At 69.1% G+C, this 16,732-nt stretch carries 18 protein-coding genes; 3 read left to right on the top strand and 15 right to left on the bottom strand.

Translation table 11 applies throughout. The features are described from left to right. The first annotated feature begins 31 nt into the window (after positions 1 to 31). Complete coding sequence (locus QM711_RS02520) at positions 32 to 1,273, top strand: DUF349 domain-containing protein (RefSeq protein WP_415096134.1); 1,242 nt, start codon at positions 32 to 34, stop codon at positions 1,271 to 1,273. 5 nt (positions 1,274 to 1,278) lie between these two features. Continuing rightward, the gene (locus QM711_RS02515) at positions 1,279 to 2,265 is read left to right on the top strand and encodes an isochorismatase family protein (protein ID WP_415096133.1); all 987 of its coding nucleotides are present in this window, start codon (positions 1,279 to 1,281) and stop codon (positions 2,263 to 2,265) included. A 31-nt stretch (positions 2,266 to 2,296) separates the two neighbouring features. Here the strand turns inward: QM711_RS02515 and QM711_RS02510 are convergent, their stop codons facing one another. The 11 genes from QM711_RS02510 to trpB form a co-directional block, all read right to left on the bottom strand. After that, entirely contained in the window at positions 2,297 to 4,510 is a 2,214-nt protein-coding gene (locus QM711_RS02510; RefSeq protein ID WP_415096873.1) for a RelA/SpoT family protein, read from the bottom strand. A 240-nt stretch (positions 4,511 to 4,750) separates the two neighbouring features. Beyond that, positions 4,751 to 5,287, bottom strand: coding sequence for an adenine phosphoribosyltransferase (locus QM711_RS02505; RefSeq protein ID WP_415096132.1), 537 nt, complete (start codon positions 5,285 to 5,287; stop codon positions 4,751 to 4,753). Positions 5,288 to 5,290: 3 nt separating this feature from the next. Beyond that, a complete protein-coding gene (gene secF / locus QM711_RS02500) occupies positions 5,291 to 6,514 on the bottom strand; it encodes a protein translocase subunit SecF (RefSeq protein WP_415096131.1) in 1,224 nt (407 codons plus the stop codon). After that, positions 6,514 to 8,097 (bottom strand): protein translocase subunit SecD, encoded by a 1,584-nt coding sequence (gene secD / locus QM711_RS02495; RefSeq protein WP_415096871.1) that lies wholly within the window; start codon positions 8,095 to 8,097, stop codon positions 6,514 to 6,516. The genes secF and secD overlap by 1 nt, the downstream gene beginning before the upstream one ends. Positions 8,098 to 8,202: 105 nt before the next feature. Beyond that, positions 8,203 to 8,652, bottom strand: a complete 450-nt coding sequence (gene yajC, locus QM711_RS02490) for a preprotein translocase subunit YajC (protein WP_415096130.1) — start codon at positions 8,650 to 8,652, stop codon at positions 8,203 to 8,205. Positions 8,653 to 9,056: 404 nt separating this feature from the next. Beyond that, the gene (gene ruvB / locus QM711_RS02485; protein WP_415096869.1) at positions 9,057 to 10,073 is read right to left on the bottom strand and encodes a Holliday junction branch migration DNA helicase RuvB; all 1,017 of its coding nucleotides are present in this window, start codon (positions 10,071 to 10,073) and stop codon (positions 9,057 to 9,059) included. Between the two features lie 35 nt (positions 10,074 to 10,108). After that, entirely contained in the window at positions 10,109 to 10,714 is a 606-nt protein-coding gene (gene ruvA / locus QM711_RS02480; RefSeq protein WP_415096129.1) for a Holliday junction branch migration protein RuvA, read from the bottom strand. After that, positions 10,711 to 11,235, bottom strand: coding sequence for a crossover junction endodeoxyribonuclease RuvC (ruvC, locus tag QM711_RS02475; RefSeq protein WP_415096867.1), 525 nt, complete (start codon positions 11,233 to 11,235; stop codon positions 10,711 to 10,713). Before ruvC ends, ruvA begins: the two co-directional genes overlap by 4 nt. 99 nt (positions 11,236 to 11,334) lie before the next feature. Then, positions 11,335 to 11,967 carry an SCO family protein gene (locus QM711_RS02470; protein WP_415096128.1) on the bottom strand — a complete coding sequence of 211 codons (633 nt, stop codon included), beginning with the start codon at positions 11,965 to 11,967 and terminating at the stop codon, positions 11,335 to 11,337. Beyond that, positions 11,964 to 12,785: a tryptophan synthase subunit alpha gene (gene trpA, locus QM711_RS02465; RefSeq protein WP_415096127.1), complete on the bottom strand. Its 822-nt coding sequence runs from the start codon at positions 12,783 to 12,785 to the stop codon at positions 11,964 to 11,966. The genes QM711_RS02470 and trpA overlap by 4 nt, the downstream gene beginning before the upstream one ends. Then, positions 12,782 to 14,023: a tryptophan synthase subunit beta gene (gene trpB / locus QM711_RS02460; RefSeq protein WP_415096126.1), complete on the bottom strand. Its 1,242-nt coding sequence runs from the start codon at positions 14,021 to 14,023 to the stop codon at positions 12,782 to 12,784. Before trpB ends, trpA begins: the two co-directional genes overlap by 4 nt. A 113-nt stretch (positions 14,024 to 14,136) precedes the next feature. Between trpB and QM711_RS02455 the strand changes: the two genes are divergently transcribed. After that, positions 14,137 to 14,568 (top strand): DUF3237 family protein, encoded by a 432-nt coding sequence (locus QM711_RS02455; protein WP_415096125.1) that lies wholly within the window; start codon positions 14,137 to 14,139, stop codon positions 14,566 to 14,568. On the opposite strand, the gene QM711_RS02450 is transcribed toward QM711_RS02455, so the two are convergent. The 4 genes from QM711_RS02450 to QM711_RS02435 all read right to left on the bottom strand — a co-directional run bounded on the left by QM711_RS02450 (position 14,555) and on the right by QM711_RS02435 (position 16,732). After that, a complete protein-coding gene (locus QM711_RS02450) occupies positions 14,555 to 14,947 on the bottom strand; it encodes a DUF1801 domain-containing protein (RefSeq protein ID WP_415096124.1) in 393 nt (130 codons plus the stop codon). The genes QM711_RS02455 and QM711_RS02450 overlap by 14 nt on opposite strands. 182 nt (positions 14,948 to 15,129) lie before the next feature. Continuing rightward, positions 15,130 to 15,960 carry an indole-3-glycerol phosphate synthase TrpC gene (trpC, locus tag QM711_RS02445; RefSeq protein ID WP_415096123.1) on the bottom strand — a complete coding sequence of 277 codons (831 nt, stop codon included), beginning with the start codon at positions 15,958 to 15,960 and terminating at the stop codon, positions 15,130 to 15,132. A 2-nt stretch (positions 15,961 to 15,962) separates the two neighbouring features. Next, positions 15,963 to 16,172, bottom strand: a complete 210-nt coding sequence (locus QM711_RS02440; RefSeq protein WP_415096122.1) for an HGxxPAAW family protein — start codon at positions 16,170 to 16,172, stop codon at positions 15,963 to 15,965. Positions 16,173 to 16,207: 35 nt separating this feature from the next. After that, the gene (locus QM711_RS02435; protein WP_415096121.1) at positions 16,208 to 16,732 is read right to left on the bottom strand and encodes a hypothetical protein; all 525 of its coding nucleotides are present in this window, start codon (positions 16,730 to 16,732) and stop codon (positions 16,208 to 16,210) included.

Here is a 16,732-nt window from a genome sequence, read left to right as displayed (position 1 = left end):
AAACCCGGCAGGCATACGGCAAGATGTCCCCATGACTTCTACCAGCCCGGCCGACTTCGGTCGAGTCGACTCCGACGGTACTGTCTACGTCCGCACCACCGAGGGCGAACGCAGCGTCGGACAGATCCCGGACGTGTCCGCGGCAGAGGCCCTGGCCTTCTATACGCGACGGTTCGAGGCGCTCGATCTCGAGGTGAACCTGTTGGAGCGGCGGATCGCCTCCGGTGCGCTGTCCCCGGACGAGGCCCGTGGCAGCATCAATACTGTTCGGTCGAACGTGACCGGCGCGAACGCGGTGGGCGACCTGGACGCCCTGCTGTCCCGGCTGGACGCGCTGGCGCCGGTGCTGGCCCAGGCCAACGAGGCCCGCCGGGCCGAGCGGGCCCGGCAGGCCGAGGAGACCAAGGCCACCAAGGAAGGCATGGTCGCTGAGGCCGAACGGCTCGCCGAGGGCAACGACTGGCGCGGCGGCGTCAACCGGTTCCGCAGCCTGCTGGACGAGTGGAAGGCGCTGCCCCGGATCGACCGGGCCACCGACGACGCGCTGTGGCACCGGTTCTCCACCGCCCGGACCACCTATACCCGTCGCCGCAAGGCCCAGTTCGCCGAGCAGGCCGAACGCCGCGACGGCGCCCGGCGGACCAAGGAGCAGATCATCGCCGAGGCGCGAGCCCTGGCCGATTCGACCGAGTGGGGTCCGACGTCGGGCGCCTTCCGCGACCTGATGGCGCGGTGGAAGGCGGCCGGTGCCGCCCCCCGCGACGTGGACGACGCGCTGTGGGCGGAGTTCCGCGGGCTGCAGGACCAGTTCTTCAACGCGCGGCAGGCGACGCTGTCGGAGCAGGACGCTGAGTTCCGGACGAACCTGGAAGCGAAGGAGTCGCTGCTGGCCAGCGCCGAAGCCGAGATCGTCCCGGTGCGTGACCTGGCGGCGTCGCGGGCCGCGTTCCGGACCTTCCTGGACGCCTACAACGCGCACGGGAAGGTGCCGCGCGAGTCGATCCGCGGTCTGGACAACCGCGTCCGGGCGCTGGAGTCGGCGGTCCGCGCCGCCGAGGACGCCGAGTGGAAACGCACCGACCCCGAGGCCCGTGCGCGCGCCGAGGAGACGGTGGCGATGCTCAGCAACGAGATCGACAAGTTGAGCGAGAAGATCGTCAAAGCGGAGGCCCGTGGCGATAACCGTGCCGCTGACAAGGCCCGGGACTCGATCGCCACCTACCAGACCTGGCTCGATCAGGCCCGCGAGACGCTGGCCGACTTCTCCCGCTGAGTCCGGTGAGCCACCGCGTCTTCTCCTACGGGACGCTGCGCCAGGCAGACGTCCAGCAGTCGCTGTTCGGGCGCCAGGTTCCCACGGTGGCCGACACCCTGCCCGGCTACCGGATCGGCTGGCTGACCATCACCGACCCGGACGTGATCGCCACCAGCGGCTCGGACCGGCACCCGATCCTGCGTCCCGGTTCGGCCGCGGACGTCGTTCCCGGCGCCTACCTCGAGCTCGACGACGACGAGCTCGCTGAGGCCGACGCCTACGAGGTCGACGACTACGTCCGCACCGCCGTCACCCTGGGCTCGGGGACGCCGGCCTGGGTCTACCTCGCCGGGGAAGTGGCGGAACCGGAGAGCGTCCCGGACTACACCGCGCCGCACTGGCAGCGGTCCGCCCTGCTGATCATCGACGCCCAGCAGGACTTCCTCGATGACGGTGCCGCGCCGATCGCGGGGACGTCGGCGATCCTGCCCGAGCTGGCCGGCCTGGCCGAGGCGTTTCGCGAGGCCGGGCGACCGATCCTGCACGTCGTCCGGCTGTACCGGCCGGGCGACTCCGACATCGACCCGCCGCGCCGGGCCGCGATCGAAGCAGGTGCCGCGATGGCCGCGCCCGGCAGCCCCGGATCGCAGATCGCAGCGGTGCTGCTGCCCGGACCCGTCGAGCTCGAACCGGACGTGCTGCTTTCTGGCGGCCTGCAGCGGCTGTCGCCCGGTGAGGCGATCGTGTTCAAGCCGCGCTGGAGCGCGTTCTATCGCACCGGCGTCGAGGAGTGGCTGCACGACAACGGCTGCGACACCGTCGTGGTGGCCGGCTGCAATCTGCCGAACTGCCCGCGGGCGACCTTGTTCGACGCCAGTGCGCGCGACTTCCGCGCAGTCCTGGTCACCGACGCCGTCTCGCAGGTTTCCACCGAGCGGGTGGCCGATCTGGTCGCGATCGGTGTCCACGCGTTGTCGGCCGTCGACGTCGTCGCCGCGCTCCACGGCTGACCCGCCCGCGGACCGGCCAGGCGGTCCGTGCTCAGCTCTTCACGCGGTGCGCGTCATACACCCCCGGAATGCGCTTCAGCGCATTCGTCAACGACGCCAAGTGGGTCGCGTCGGGGGTTTCGAATTGCAGTCGCATGACGAACACCCGGTCCTTATCGGTGGTCGCGGACATGGACAGGATGTTCGAGTGGTGCTCGGTCATCACCCGGCTCACGTCGGAGAGCATGCCCGCCCGGTCGAGGCCTTCGACATGCACGGCCACCAGGAAACTGGAGTCGGCGGACGGGGTCGACCAGCTCACCTGGACCAGCCGGTCAGGCTTCTGGCGGAGATTGTCGGCGTTGGTGCAGTCGGCGCGGTGCACCGAGACGCCTTCCTCACGGGTGATGAAGCCGATGATGTCGTCGCCGGGCACCGGCATGCAGCACTTGGCGAGCTTCACCCGCAGGTCGGCGTGACCCTCGACCGCGACGCCGAGGTCGTTGGTCCGCCGGGATCTGCGCCGTCGTGACGCCGTCGTGATCGCCGGATGGTCCTCGACGCTGGCCTCGGCCGCTTCTTCGGCGCCGCCTTCGGCAGCGATCAGCCGCTCGACGACGTTCTGCGCCCCGACGGTGCCCTCGCCGATCGCCGCATAGAGCGCGTTGGCGTCCGTTACCCGGAAGTGCTGGGCCAGCCCGGCCAGATGCTCGGCCGACAGCAGCCGGTGCACCGGCAGCCCGGTGCGGCGCAGCTGCTTGGCCAGGGCCTCCTTGCCCTGCTCGATCGACTCCTCGCGACGTTCGCGCATGAAGTACTGCCGGATCTTGGTCCGGGCGCGCGGGCTGGCGACGAAACTCAGCCAGTCGCGGCTCGGGCCGGAATTCGGTGACTTGGATGTCAGCACCTCCACCTGGTCACCGTTGTTCAACACGTACTCCAGCGGCACCAGGCGCTGATTCACCCGGGCGCCGATGCAGTGGTGGCCGACCTCGGTGTGCACCGAGTAGGCGAAGTCGACCGGAGTCGAGCCCGCCGGCAACGACATGACGTCGCCCTTGGGGGTGAAGACGAAAACTTCGTTGGTGTTGATCTCGAAGCGCAAGGTATCGAGGAACTCTCCGGGATCCTCGGTCTCGCGCTGCCATTCGGTGATCTGCCGTACCCAGGCCAGGTCGTTCCCGGCGGCGCCTTTGCCTTCTTTGTACTTCCAGTGCGCCGCCACGCCGTATTCGGCCTGCCGGTGCATCTCGTGGGTGCGGATCTGGAACTCCACCGATTTGCTGTCCGGTCCCAACACCGTGGTGTGCAGCGACTGGTAGAGGTTGAACTTCGGGTTGGCGATGTAGTCCTTGAACCGGCCCGGCAGCGGGATCCAGCGGGAATGCAGGACGCCTAGTGCGCCGTAACAGTCGCGGCTGGCCTCGACCAGGATCCGCAGCCCGACCAGGTCGTAGATCTCGAAGAAGTCGCGCTCGCGGACCACCATCTTCTGGTAGATCGAGTAATAGTGCTTGGGCCGTCCGTAGACGGTGGCTTTGATCTTGGCCTCGGCCAGGTCGTCACGGACCTGATCGATCACCTGGCGCAGGTAGTTCTCGCGCAGCGGTGCTCGTTCGGCCACCATCCGGACGATCTCGTCGTAGATCTTGGGGTGCAGGGTGGCGAACGCGAGGTCTTCCAGTTCCCATTTGATGGCGTTCATACCGAGCCGGTGGGCCAGCGGGGCGAAGATCTCCAGGGTCTCGTTGGCGGTCACCACCTGCTTGTCCTGGCGGACGAAGCCCAGAGTCCGCATATTGTGCAGGCGGTCGGCGAGCTTGATGACCAGGACGCGGATGTCGCGGCTCATCGCCAGCACCATCTTGCGTAACGTTTCGGCCTTGGCGGAATCACCGTAGGTGACCTTGTCGAGCTTGGTCACCCCGTCGACCATCGTCGCCACTTCGGAGCCGAAGTCGGCGGTGAGCTGCGCCATCGTGTACGAGGTGTCCTCGACCGTGTCGTGCAGCAGGGCGGCACAGAGCGTCGTCTCGGTCAGCCCCAGCTCGGCGAGGATGGTCGCCACCGCCAGCGGATGGGTGATGTAGGGATCGCCGCTATTGCGGAACTGGCCCGAGTGATAGTGCTCCGCCGTCCGGTACGCGCGCTCGATCATGGTCAGTTCGGCACGCGGGTGGTTGGCCCGCAGGGTCTTGACCAGTGGGTCCAGCACGGCCGCCTGGCTGTTCTTTGGTGCGCCCAGCCGGGCCAGGGCGTGCCGCATCCGCATCCGCGGCTGATCGGGTGGACTCACCGGACGCGTCAGCGCGCGGGGCTCCCCGGGCAGCCCGTCGCCCGTCCCATACGGACCATGGATGCTCTCGCTCAACGGCTCCCCTTCGGCAGGCCTGCATCATACTGCTCGCCTGGCGGCAGCATGCCCCACCGATTCGGCCCCGGCACCTGGACCGACGGGACAGTTCCCTCGGTCGCGGCGGTGGTACGAAAAGACCCTCCCCGCGGGTCAGACAGTGACGACGGCGGAGTACCCGATGCCCAGCTCGGCCAGCTTCTCGGCGCCGGGAAGTGATCCCAACTCCATCAGGACGCCGACGTGGACGAGTTCGGCGCCGAGCCGGTGAACCAGCGCGGCGGTGGCGCCGACGGTTCCTCCGGTGGCCAGCACGTCGTCGATCACCAGCACCCGGGCGCCGGGTAGGACGGCGTCGGTCTTGATGGTGAGCGTCTCGTGGCCGTATTCGAGGGCGAACTGCTCCGAGTACAGGTTGCCGGGCAGCTTTCCGGGCTTGCGGACGGGGACGAACCCGGCGCCCAGCTCGAGCGCGACCGGGGCGGCCAGGATGAACCCGCGCGCCTCCATGCCCACCACGATGTCGATCCGCTCGGGGGCCAGCGCGACCAGCTCGGACACCGCCGCCCGCAGGCCGGCGGGCGAGGCCAGCAGCGGGGTGATGTCCTTGAAGGTGACGCCCGGCTTGGGGAAGTCCGGAATGTCACGGATCAGGTCCAGGATCAGCTGCTTGTCGTCACTGCCGGCCATTGGTCACCTCTTTCGCTTCGCTCGAGTGCTGCGTTGGGGTTGCTGCCGGCCCTGCCGGGCCAGGTCGTTGGCGCTGACCAGTCCGAGCCGATCGGTCTCGACCGGCTCGACCTCGGCCAGTTGCGCGTCGCCGTCGTGCATCACCACTGCCTTGCTGGTGGTGGCCGGCGGCGCCTGATGGCTGGCGTGCCGCTGCGCCCGGCGGGCCAACCGTTCGCGGTGCTCGCGCATCTCGGGCTCGGCCTCCTTCAGCTGAGCCAGCAGCGGTGCGGCGATGAAGATCGACGAGTAGGCGCCGGCGATCATGCCGACCAGCAGCGCCAGGCCGAGGTCCTTCAGCGGACCGGTGCCGAGGATGAAGACGCCGGTGAAGGTCAGCGCCGCCACCGGCAGGACGCCGAGGATGGTGGTGTTGATCGACCGGATCAGCACCTGGTTGACCGCGGCGTTGGCGGCCTCGGAGTAGGTGACCCGGCTGTTCTTCAGGTCGGCGACGTTCTCGCGCACCTTGTCGAAGACGACCACCGTGTCGTACAGGGAGTAGCCCAGGATGGTCAGCACGCCGATCAGCGTGGCCGGCGTCACGGAGAACCCGACCAGCGCATACACGCCGACGGTCACCACCAGGTCGTGCAGCAAGGCCACGATCGCCGCAATGGCCATCTTGTAGTTGCGGAAGTACCCCCAGATCAGCAGCGAGACCAGCACCAGGAAGACCGCCAGCGCGATCAGGCCCTGCTGGGTGATCATCGTCCCCCAGGACGCGCCGATGAGGCTGTAGGTGACCTCGTCGACGCTGATCCCGCCGACCGCCTGAGCGATCGTGGCCTTGATCTGGGTGACCTCGTCCACGCTGAGCGTGCGGGTCTGGACCCGCACCTGACCGTTGCCGATCGTGGTCACGCTGACATCGTCGTTGTCGGGCAACCGAAGTGCCTCGACGGCCGTCCGGACGTGATCGGTGGTCTGCGCGTTGACGCTGACCGGTGCGGTGAAGTCGGCCCCGCCCTTGAACTCGATGCCCAGGTTGAGGCCCAGGATGGCGATCGCCAGCGCCGAGATGACCAGCAGCGCACCGGAGAAGGTGTACCAGCGCTTGCGCTTGCCGACGAAGTCGTACTCGATCTCGCCGGTGTACAGCCGGTGGGCGAAGCTCGCCTTCTTGGTCGGCGCGTCCTTGCCCTTGCCCTCGTCGACCGGGGCCTCGGGGGTGCTCGTGCTGCTCATCACGCCTCCTTGCTGGCTGCGGCCGCCGCGACCGGTTTCGCGACCGGACGCCGCCGATGCAGCGGCGGCTGGTGCTTGGCGCCCAGGTGCTCGGGTTCGAAGCCGGAGAACTTGCGGCCTTGGCCGAAGTACTTGGTCCTGCCCAACAGCGACACCAGCGGCTTGGTGAACCAGAAGACCACAGCGAGGTCGATCAGGGTCGTGAGCCCGAGGGTGAAGGCGAAGCCCTTCACCGCGCCGATGGCCAGGATGAACAGCACGATCGCCGACAACAGCGACACCCCGTCCGCGACCAGGATGGTCTGTCGGGACCGTACCCAGCCCACCTCGATCGCCGTCCGCAACGTCCGTCCGTCACGCACCTCGTCGCGTATTCGCTCGAAGTAGATGATGAACGAGTCCGCGGTCACGCCGATCGCCACGATCAGGCCGGCCACGCCGGGCAGGTTGAGGGCGAAGCCCATCGCCTGGCCGAGCAGCACGATGAACGCGTAGGTGATGCCGAAGGCGATCACCAGGCTGCTCACCACCACCAGGGACAACGCCCGGTAGTAGAGCACGCTGTAGGCGACCACCAGGACCAGGCCGATGATGCCCGCGATGATGCCCGCTTCGAGTTGTTCGCCGCCGAGCTTGGCTGACACGGTGTCGACGCTGGACACGTCGAAGGCCAGCGGCAGCGCACCGTACTTGAGCACGTTGGCCAGCTCGGTGGCGCTCTGCTGGTTCATCGACCCGGAGATCTCCGCCTTGCCGCCAGGGATCGCCTTGCTCACATAGGGGTCGGTGATCACGGTGCCGTCCAGCACGATCGCGAACTGGTTCTGCGGGCTGGTCCGGGTCGAGATGGCTTTGGTCACCGTCTCGAAGGTGGCCGCGGCGGTGCTGTTGAACTCCAGCGCCACCGCCCAGCTCACCGAGTTCTGCGGAATGCCGGCGGACGCCTGCACCAGGTCCTTGCCGGAGATCGCGGCCGGCGACAGCAGGAATTTCGCTGTCCCGGTCTTGTCGCAGGTGATCAGCGGCTGATCGGAGACGTCCGGGAACGGGTCGCCGCACTGGTAGTTGGTGAAGTCGCTCTGGTCGCGCTGGGACGGCTGCCAGTCGAGCACCTGCTGGGTGGTCAGCGGCGTGGGACCCGGCTGCGTCGGTCGCGGGCTCGGCACCGGCGTCGGCAGATTCGGCAGCGGCCGCGGGTTGGTGCTGGGGGAGGTGGAGGGCGCCGGGCTCTGCGCCGACTCGGTCGGCTCAGCCGTGGGCTGGGTGGACGGGTCCGGCGTGACCGCCTCTTTGGTGTAGACCAGCCGGAAGTACAGCTGCGCGGTCTGGCCGACCATCCGGACCAGCTCGTCCTGCTGGACGTTGGGGACGGCGACGATGATCTGCCGGTCGCCCGAGGTGGTCACCTCGGTCTCGCCGACGCCGATCGAGTCCACCCGCTGCTGAATGATGGTCCGGGCCAGTTCCAGACTCTCGGGGTCGACCGAGCCCTGGCCGGTGGTGTTGCTGGCGGTAAGCGTGATCGTCGTACCGCCGCGCAGGTCGAGACCCAGCTTCGGCGTCCAGACCCCGCCCAACGCCATCAGTCCGACCAGCCCGATGCTGAAGGCCAGGAAGACGATCAGCGTTCGCAGGGGATGACTGAGGTGCTTACTTGTCGTTGCCACGGCTCGCTCTGACCTCGCGGGTCACTTCTTGGTGCTGGACTGATCGGTCGGGTCGTCGTCGGTGGTGCGCACGTCGGACGGCTTCGGGTCGATGAAGTCGGACGGCTGGATGTTGTCGAACGGCGACGGCTCGGCAGCCTCGAACGCCGGCTCGGCCGGGGCGTCGTCGCTGACCTGATCGTCGTCGGAGTACTCGAACTCGTCGTCCTCGGGCTTCAGCGTCTTGACCACGGCCTGCTTGATGACGGTCATCTCGATGCCCGGAGCGATCTCGATGATCGCCTGGCGCTCGCCCAGATGCCGGATGGTGCCGAACACGCCCGAGGACAGCATGACCCGGGTTCCGGGCTGCAGGGAGTTGGTCATCTCTTGCTGCTGCTTGGCCCGCTTCTGCTGCGGCCTGATCAGCAGGAAGTAGAAGGCGGCGCCCATCAGCACCAGCATCAGGACGGTGCTACCCATGTCACCCATGTGGATTTTCTTTCGTTAGACGTCAGATAGTGGCTCAGCCACCGACGCCTCACTCTAGCCGAGGCGTCCGGATTGCCCGATTCCGACCAGCCGTGGCCGTCCGATCGCGCGTGTCGAAAACCACTCTGGTCGAACTTGCGGTTGGTCGAGCTTGTCGAGACCCTTACGACGAGCGGCGTCCGTGGTCCAGTCCGCTGCCGGCGGTCGGAGGGTGTCGGCGTCCCTGCCCGCTTCCGCTCCCCCTGCTCGCCGCTTCGGCTGACGTCCCGACCAGGGGGCTCGCTCCAACGCCCACCCAACGCCCATGGACGCCGACACCCTCCGACCGCCTTGACATTGCGTCGGCACTCGTTCGGTCTCACCGAGCTGGCAAGCCTTTGATCACGCGGCCACTGCGGCGCTGGTCAGTCGTTGGTGCCGAAGAGATCCGGGGCGGCGGAGTTGGGCATGGTGAGGCCGAGGTGTGCCCAGCCGCGGGCGGTCGCGACTCGACCACGGGGCGTCCGCATCAGGAAGCCCTGCCGGACCAGGAACGGTTCGGCGACCTCCTCGACGGTCTCCCGTTCCTCGCCCACCGCCATCGCCAGGGTGGAGATGCCGACCGGGCCGCCGCCGAAGCGTTCGCACAGCGCGGACAACACCGAACGGTCGAGCCGATCGAGGCCGAGCTCGTCCACCTCGTACAACTCCAGTGCCGCCCGGGCGACGGCGACGCTGAGCCGTCCGTCGGCGCGCACCTGGGCGTAGTCGCGGACTCGGCGCAGCAGCCGGTTGGCGATCCGCGGGGTGCCCCGCGAGCGGGACGCGATCACCTCGTCGGTACCAGTCTCCAGGCTGATGCCGAGCAGTCCCGCCGAGCGCCGGACGATGGAGCGCAGCGCGTCAGTGTCGTAGAAGTCGAGTTGGGCGGTGAAGCCGAAGCGGTCGCGCAGCGGGCCTGGCAGCAGGCCGGCGCGGGTGGTGGCGCCGACCAGGGTGAACCGCGGGATCTCCAGCGGAATCGCGGTGGCACCAGGGCCTTTGCCGACCACCACGTCGACCCGGAAGTCCTCCATGGCCAGGTACAACATCTCTTCGGCCGGACGCGACATCCGGTGGATCTCGTCGAGGAAGAACACCTCGCCCTCGGTCAGTCCGGACAGGATCGCGGCCAGGTCACCGGCGTGCTGGATCGCCGGGCCGGACGAGATCCGGATCGGTGAGGACAGCTCGGCGGCGATGATCATCGCCAGGGTCGTCTTGCCGAGCCCCGGCGGCCCCGACAGTAGGACGTGGTCGGGCACCGAGCCGCGGTGCCGGGCGGCGTCCAGGACCAGGCCGAGCTGGTCGCTGACCCGGGGCTGGCCGGCGAACTCGGCCAGGCTGCCGGGCCGCAGCGCAGATTCGGCCTGCGCTTCCCCGTCGTGGGCGTGCGGGTCCATCACCTCGTCGGATTCGTCGCTCACCGTGTCGGCCCTCACTTGGCCAGGCTCCGGAGCGCGGCCCGCATCAGCACCGCCACCGGCGTGGCGGGGTCGTCGTCGACCAGCGGTGCGACCGTGTCGCAGGCCTTGTCGGCGTCGCGGGCCGACCAGCCCAGCCCCTCCAGACCGCCCTTGACCTGGTCGCGCCAGTGCGCCTGCGCCGCGGCGGTGGACGTCGCCGCGCTGGTCACCGCGGCGAGCGCGTTGATCTTGTCCTTGAGTTCGATCACCAGCCGCTGGGCACCCTTCACGCCGATGCCTGGCACCTTGGTGAGTGCCGGGATGTTCTCGGACGCGATCGCGGCCCGTAGGGCGTCCGGACTGAGCACCGAGACGACCGCCTGAGCGAGCTTGGGGCCGATCCCGCTGGCCGATTGGACGAGTTCGAAGCAGTCCCGCTCGTCGGCGTCGACGAAGCCGTAGAGGGTGAGCGAGTCCTCGCGGACCACCAGGGACGTGGCCAGCGTCGCGGGTTGGCCGATCCGTACCGCGGACGCCGTCGCCGGGGTGCACTGGGCCCGGACCCCGAACCCGTTCAGGTCGAGGATCACCCAGGTGGCGCCGGCGGCGACCACCGTGCCGCTGAGTTGGGCGATCATGCGCCCCTCCGGTGCTGACGTCGTTCGGCCTCGACCGCGGCCGCCAGCCGGGCCTGTCCGGCACCGCGCCACAGCTGGCAGACCGCGAGCGCGACCGCGTCGGCCGCGTCGGCGGGTTTGGGCGCTTCCGCGAGCCGGAGCACCCGGGTCACCATCGCTCCGATCTGGGACTTGTCGGCCCGGCCGGAGCCGGTGATCGCGGCCTTGACCTCGCTCGGCGTGTGCTGCCGGACCGGAATCCGGTGCCGGGCGGCGACCAGCAGGGCGATCCCCGCCGCCTGCGCGGTTCCGATCACCGTCATCGTGTTGTGCTGGCTGAACACCCGCTCGACCGCGACCACGTCGGGCCGATGCCGTCCGATCCACTCTTCCAAGCCGGCCTCAATGGCCAGCAGCCGCAGCGGCAGCTCGGCGTCGGTCGGGGTGCGGATCACGCCGGCCTCGACCAGCGCCGGCGTGCGGCCGACTACGCCGTCCACCACCCCGATGCCGCAGCGGGTCAGGCCCGGGTCGACCCCCAGAACACGCATTCCGATGAACTCCCCGGTCAGCCGAACAGATGTTCGGATATTAGCAATACCCGGCCGTCGGAGCGGGAACCCGCCGGGCGTGCCGCTTGATCAACGCTGGGTGGCGGCGAAGCGGTCGAAGTCGTCCTTGTAGGTGCCGATGGCGGTGCCCTGGGTCCATACCAGCCGGCCCTTCCGGGCCGCGTCGAAGCCGATCACCTGGGTCGAGTGGGTCACTTCGTAGCCGCCGTCCGGGGTCTTGGTGGTGCCCTCGATCACCACGCCCATGGTGGCGGCGACCTTCTTGATCTCGTCCAGGGACGCGGTCAGGCCGATGAAGGTGGGGTCGAACCGGGCCAGGTACGCCTTCAGCACGTCGGGGGTGTCCCGGGCCGGGTCGGTGGTGATCAGCAGCACCTGGATCTTGCCGCGGGTCTCGGCGCTCACCCGGTTCAGTGCGCTGGCCAGGTCGGACAGCGTGGTCTTGCAGATGTCCGGGCAGTTCGTGTAGCCGAAGAACACCACCACGACCGGCTTGTCGCTGCCGGTGCGGAGCTGGAACTTCTGCCCGGTCGAGTCGGTCAGCGTCGCGTCCGGCATGGTGTACGGCTGCGTCAACTCGGCGCCGCCGTAGGTCTTCGCGGGGGGGCTGCCGACCGGACGCACGTCAGCGGCCGGCGAGCCGCAGGCCGCCAGTGCGACCGTGGCCACGCCGGCGACGACCATCCGAGCCAGCCGCCTCATCGCCGGACGCCGGCCGCCAGGTCGGAGAGCAGCGCGGTCAGTCCGGTCAGGTCACCCGGTGTGCCGGCCTCGTCGGCGGCCAGCATCTCCTTCACGAACGCCGACCCGACGATCGCGGCGTCGGCGAAGCTCACCACGTCGGCCGCTTGGTCGCCGGTGGAGATGCCGAGGCCGACACCGACCAGGGTGTCCGGGGCGAGGGCGCGGATCCGGGCCACCAGTTCCGGCGCGGCTGAGGACGTCTGGGTGCGGGTGCCGGTGACCCCCATCACCGCGGTTGCGTACATCCAGCCTCGGCAGGCGTTCGCGGTGGCGACGATCCGCTCATCGGTGGACGACGGCGAGACCAGGAAGATCCGGTCCAGCCCGTGCGCCTCGGAGGCCTCGAACCAGTCGGACGCCTCGTCCGGCACCAGGTCGGGAGTGATCAGGCCCGCTCCCCCGGCGGCGGCCAGGTCGCGGGCGAAGGCGTCCACCCCGTAGCGGTCGACCAGGTTCCAGTAGGTCATCACCACCGGCGTGGTGCCGGTGTTCGCCACGGTTTCGACGGCGGCGAAGACGTCGCGGGTCCGGACGCCGCGCTCCAGTGCCCGGGTGCCGGCCCGCTGGATCACCACGCCGTCCATCACCGGATCGGAGTACGGCATCCCGATCTCGATCAGGTCGGCGCCCGGCTGATCGCCCTCGCCGCACAGCGCGCGCAGCACGTCCAGCGAGCCGGCCACGTCGGGATAGCCGACCGGGTAGTAGGCGACCAGCGCTTTGCGACCCTCGTCGATGGCGCGCTGGAACGCCTGCCCCGAGATGCCCGCGCTCACTTGTCCCCTCCGACGCTGGCGTCGGCCGAGCCGTCCAGGCCGAACCACTTGATCGCCGTGTCGACGTCCTTGTCGCCGCGTCCGGACACGCAGACCACGATGATCGGCTGCGCGTCGGGATACTTGGCGGCGACCCGTTTGCCCAGCCGGATCGTTCCGGCCAGGGCGTGCGCGGACTCGATGGCCGGCATGATGCCCTCGGTCCGGGTCAGCAGTTGCAGGGCCTCCATCGCCTCGGCGTCGGTGACCGGCTCGTAGCTCGCCCGTCCGGTCTTCGCCAGCCAGGAGTGCTCGGGACCGACGCCCGGGTAGTCCAGGCCCGCCGAGATCGAGTGCGACTCCAGGGTCTGGCCGTCCTCGTTCTGCAGAATGTAGGTGCGCATGCCGTGCAGCACGCCCACCGAACCGCCGTAGATGGCGGACGCGTGCCGTCCGGTCTCGACGCCGTCGCCGCCGGCCTCGAAGCCATACAGCGCGACGGTCGGGTCGTCGATGAAGTCGGCGAACATGCCCATCGCGTTCGAGCCGCCGCCGACGCAGGCGGTGACCGCGTCGGGCAGCCGTCCGTAGCGCTCCAGCACCTGTGCCTTGGCCTCGGTGGAGATCACCCGCTGCAGCTCGCGGACCATCTTCGGGAACGGGTGCGGGCCGGCCACCGTACCGATCAGGTAGTGCGTGTCGTCGACCCTGGCGACCCACTCACGCATGGCGTCGTTCATCGCGTCTTTCAGCGTCTGACTACCGGATTCGACGGCGATCACCTCGGCGCCGAGCAGCTGCATCCGGGCGACGTTGAGCGCCTGTCGGTCGGTGTCGACCTTGCCCATGTACACCCGGCATTCCAGTCCGAGCAGGGCGGCGGCGGTCGCGGTGGCGACGCCGTGCTGGCCGGCCCCGGTTTCGGCGATCACCCGGGTCTTGCCCATCCGCTTGGTCAGCAGCGCCTGGCCGAGCACGTTGTTGATCTTGTGCGAGCCGGTGTGGTTCAGGTCCTCGCGCTTGAGCAGCACGATCGCGTTGCCGCAGTGTTCGGCGAACCGCTTGGCCTCGGTCAGCGGCGTGGGGCGTCCGGAGTAGTCGCGGCGCAGATCGTCCAACTCGCGCCAGAAGGTCTCGTCACCCATCGCCTTGTCGAACTCAGCCTCCAGTTGGGCGAGTGCGGCGTACAGCGCTTCGGGGACGTACTTGCCCCCGAAGATGTCGTAATGCCCCGCGGCATCGGGTAGCGACACGATCAATCCTGTTCTCGTTGGGTGCGGACGCCCCACTCTACGCACGCGGGTCCGACAAAATCGGAACCTCTCGACGCGCGACCTCCCCACGGTCCTCCCGGACTTCTACCATCGTGGGCATGAAGCTGGAGGGTCTATGCACCCTGGAGATCGCCTATGTCGGCCCGTTCCATCTGGCTCGCCCGTACGGGAACGAGTCCGGCCTCGGCTGGGGTCGCGGCGAGGGCACGGCCTCCGGCGATCGGCTGTCCGGACGCGTGGAGTGGTCCAACCATCCCGCTCGCCGCGGGGACGGCGCGATGCTGCCGAACACGCGTGGGGTGATCGTCACCGACGGCGGCGCGACCGTGCTGTTCGAGCTGACCGGACGGACCGTGTTCGTCGATAGTGCCGGCGAGCAGGTCGGCCGGCAGGTGATGATGATGCTGCTCGAGAGCGAGGACGACGACTACCGCTGGCTGAACGACGCGGTCGCGATCTGCGAGGGACGGATCGATCCGGTGCGGACGTCCGCGCGGATCGAGGTCTATCTCTGCATCACCGAGTTCTGACGATCCGGCGCCAGCCGCCGGCCCGGTTGTTCGCGATGATAGCCCGGAACAGCGCGAGCAACGCGTCCTCGTCGAGTCGCGAGTCTGCGTACAACTGAATCGAGCGGGCCGTGGCGTTGCCGTGACCCTGGTTGATCAGCCCGGCGGGATCGGGGGCGATCGGGTCGTAGATGAACACGTTGAGGTGGTCCTTGGTGCCCATCAGTGCGCAGATATTTCCCTGCAAGACGAAGTACGGCAGCCGGGTTCGCTTGATCGTCTCCTCCACCTCGGCATCGGCGTCATGAACCAGGGCACGGACGCGCACCGCCAGTTCGGCCTGCCAGGGCGGCAGCGTGGCCAGGTAGTCGTCCACCCGCGGGTCGGTGTGCGAAGTCATCGGCAACCTCCAAGCGTCATCTCCAGGTCGAGTGTGCGGTGTCCGTCAATCCCTGCGGTGGCCCGACCACCTGCCCAATCGTGGTCGCAGGCTTCCGAACGAACCAGCTCGAACGGCGCTCATCAACGAAGTGACCAAGAGAACCGTCCCCAGCATGCGAATCTCGAACGTCGGGGACGGTTCTAAAAGTTCGAAACTCGAACGAGAAGAACCGTCCCCGGGCGTTCGCCTAGGAGCCGGCCAGCGATGAAGTCGGCGACCGCGCGGTGCGGATCGCCGTGTTTGACCAGGGCCTCGCCGACGAGGATCACGTCTGCGCCGGCGTCGGATACCCGTCGGACGTCGGAGACCGTCAGGATGCCGGATTCGGCCACCTTGACCACGTCGTCCGGGATCAGCCCGACCAGCTTTTCGAACTGGGCGAGGTCGACCTCGAGGGTCTGCAGGTTGCGGTTGTTCACCCCGATCAGGGACGCCCCGGCGGCCGTCGCACGACGGGTCTCCTCGGCGGTGTGCACCTCGACGAGTGCGGTCAGACCGAGCATCTTCGCGGTCGCCATCAGGTCCGCCAGTTCTTGGTCGGTTAGTGAGGCCACGATCAGCAGTGCCAGATCGGCTCCCGCGGCGCGGGCCTCCCACAGCTGATAGTCGGTGACGATGAAGTCCTTCCGGAGCAGCGGGGTGTCCACCGCGGCCCGGACGGCCTCCAGGTCGGCCAGCGATCCGCCGAACCGGCGGCGTTCGGTGAGCACCGAGATCGCGGACGCCCCGCCTGCGGCGTATTCAACGGCTAGCGCGGCCGGGTCGGGGATGTCGGCCAGCGCACCCTTGCTGGGGCTGGCCCTTTTCACTTCGGCGATCACCGCCAGCGGCCACGCCCGGAAGGCGGGCATCGGGTCGCGGGGGGCGTCCATCCCGGCGACGACGGCGGCAAGTTCGTCCAGGCTGCGGCGGGCACGACGCTGCTCGAGATCCTCGCGGACACCGGCGACGATCTCGTCGAGAACTCCCATACTCAGGCCTGGCCCATGCCCATCTTGCTCATGATTCCGCCGACCACGGCGCCGAGCAGGATGATCGCGACTGACACCCAGACCAGCAGCCAGTTGGGGCCCATCAGGAAGGCGGCGGTGCCGAGCAGGAAGCCGACGCCGGAAACCGCGCTGCCGGCCCACGCCGCCGGCGTGCGACCGTGGTGGTAATGCTTGCCGCTGCTGCTGGCCATGAGCCGCTCCTGCCGTGTTCGCTGAACTAGGGGCCCTATTCTGTCGGGTCCGGACGCCGTTCGCCAGCGCCGCCACGCTCGGGTTCGGAGGTCGGGTCGTCCCCGGCGTCCAACGCCTTCCAGGCGTCCATCGCCGGATCCGGGGTCGCGGACGTCTGCCGCGCCGGCGGCGGACCGGCGAACTGAGCCAGCGCGGCCGCCACCGCCAGGAGGGCCGCGCCGCCGAGATAGCACCAGCGCCAGGGGGTCGCCGCCAGGGTCAGCGCGTCGCCCAGGGTGCTGCCCGGCAGCGCCGGCACGGTGGCTGTGATCGCGACCGCGATACTGCCGGCACCGAGAAGCGCGACCAGCGCCAGCACCAGCCGCCTGGACCAGCCCCGGAGCCAGCCGCCGAGGAAAGTGCCGGCGGCCGCGGCCAGCATCAACGCCAACGCCGAGCCTGAGGTCGCCTGTCCGCCGGTGACCGAGGCGCGCTCCCCCGCCGACCACCAGGGCTGGGTGGCGCTGAGCAGGGCGAACGCACAGCCGAGCCAGAGTCCAACCGTCGCGAGCCGGCGCAC

It is taken from the genome of Micropruina sp. (assembly GCF_047602385.1).
In the GTDB taxonomy this organism is placed as follows: domain Bacteria; phylum Actinomycetota; class Actinomycetes; order Propionibacteriales; family Propionibacteriaceae; genus Micropruina.
Note: the sequence above shows the minus strand (reverse complement) of the source record. Positions and strands in the feature narration are given on the sequence as shown.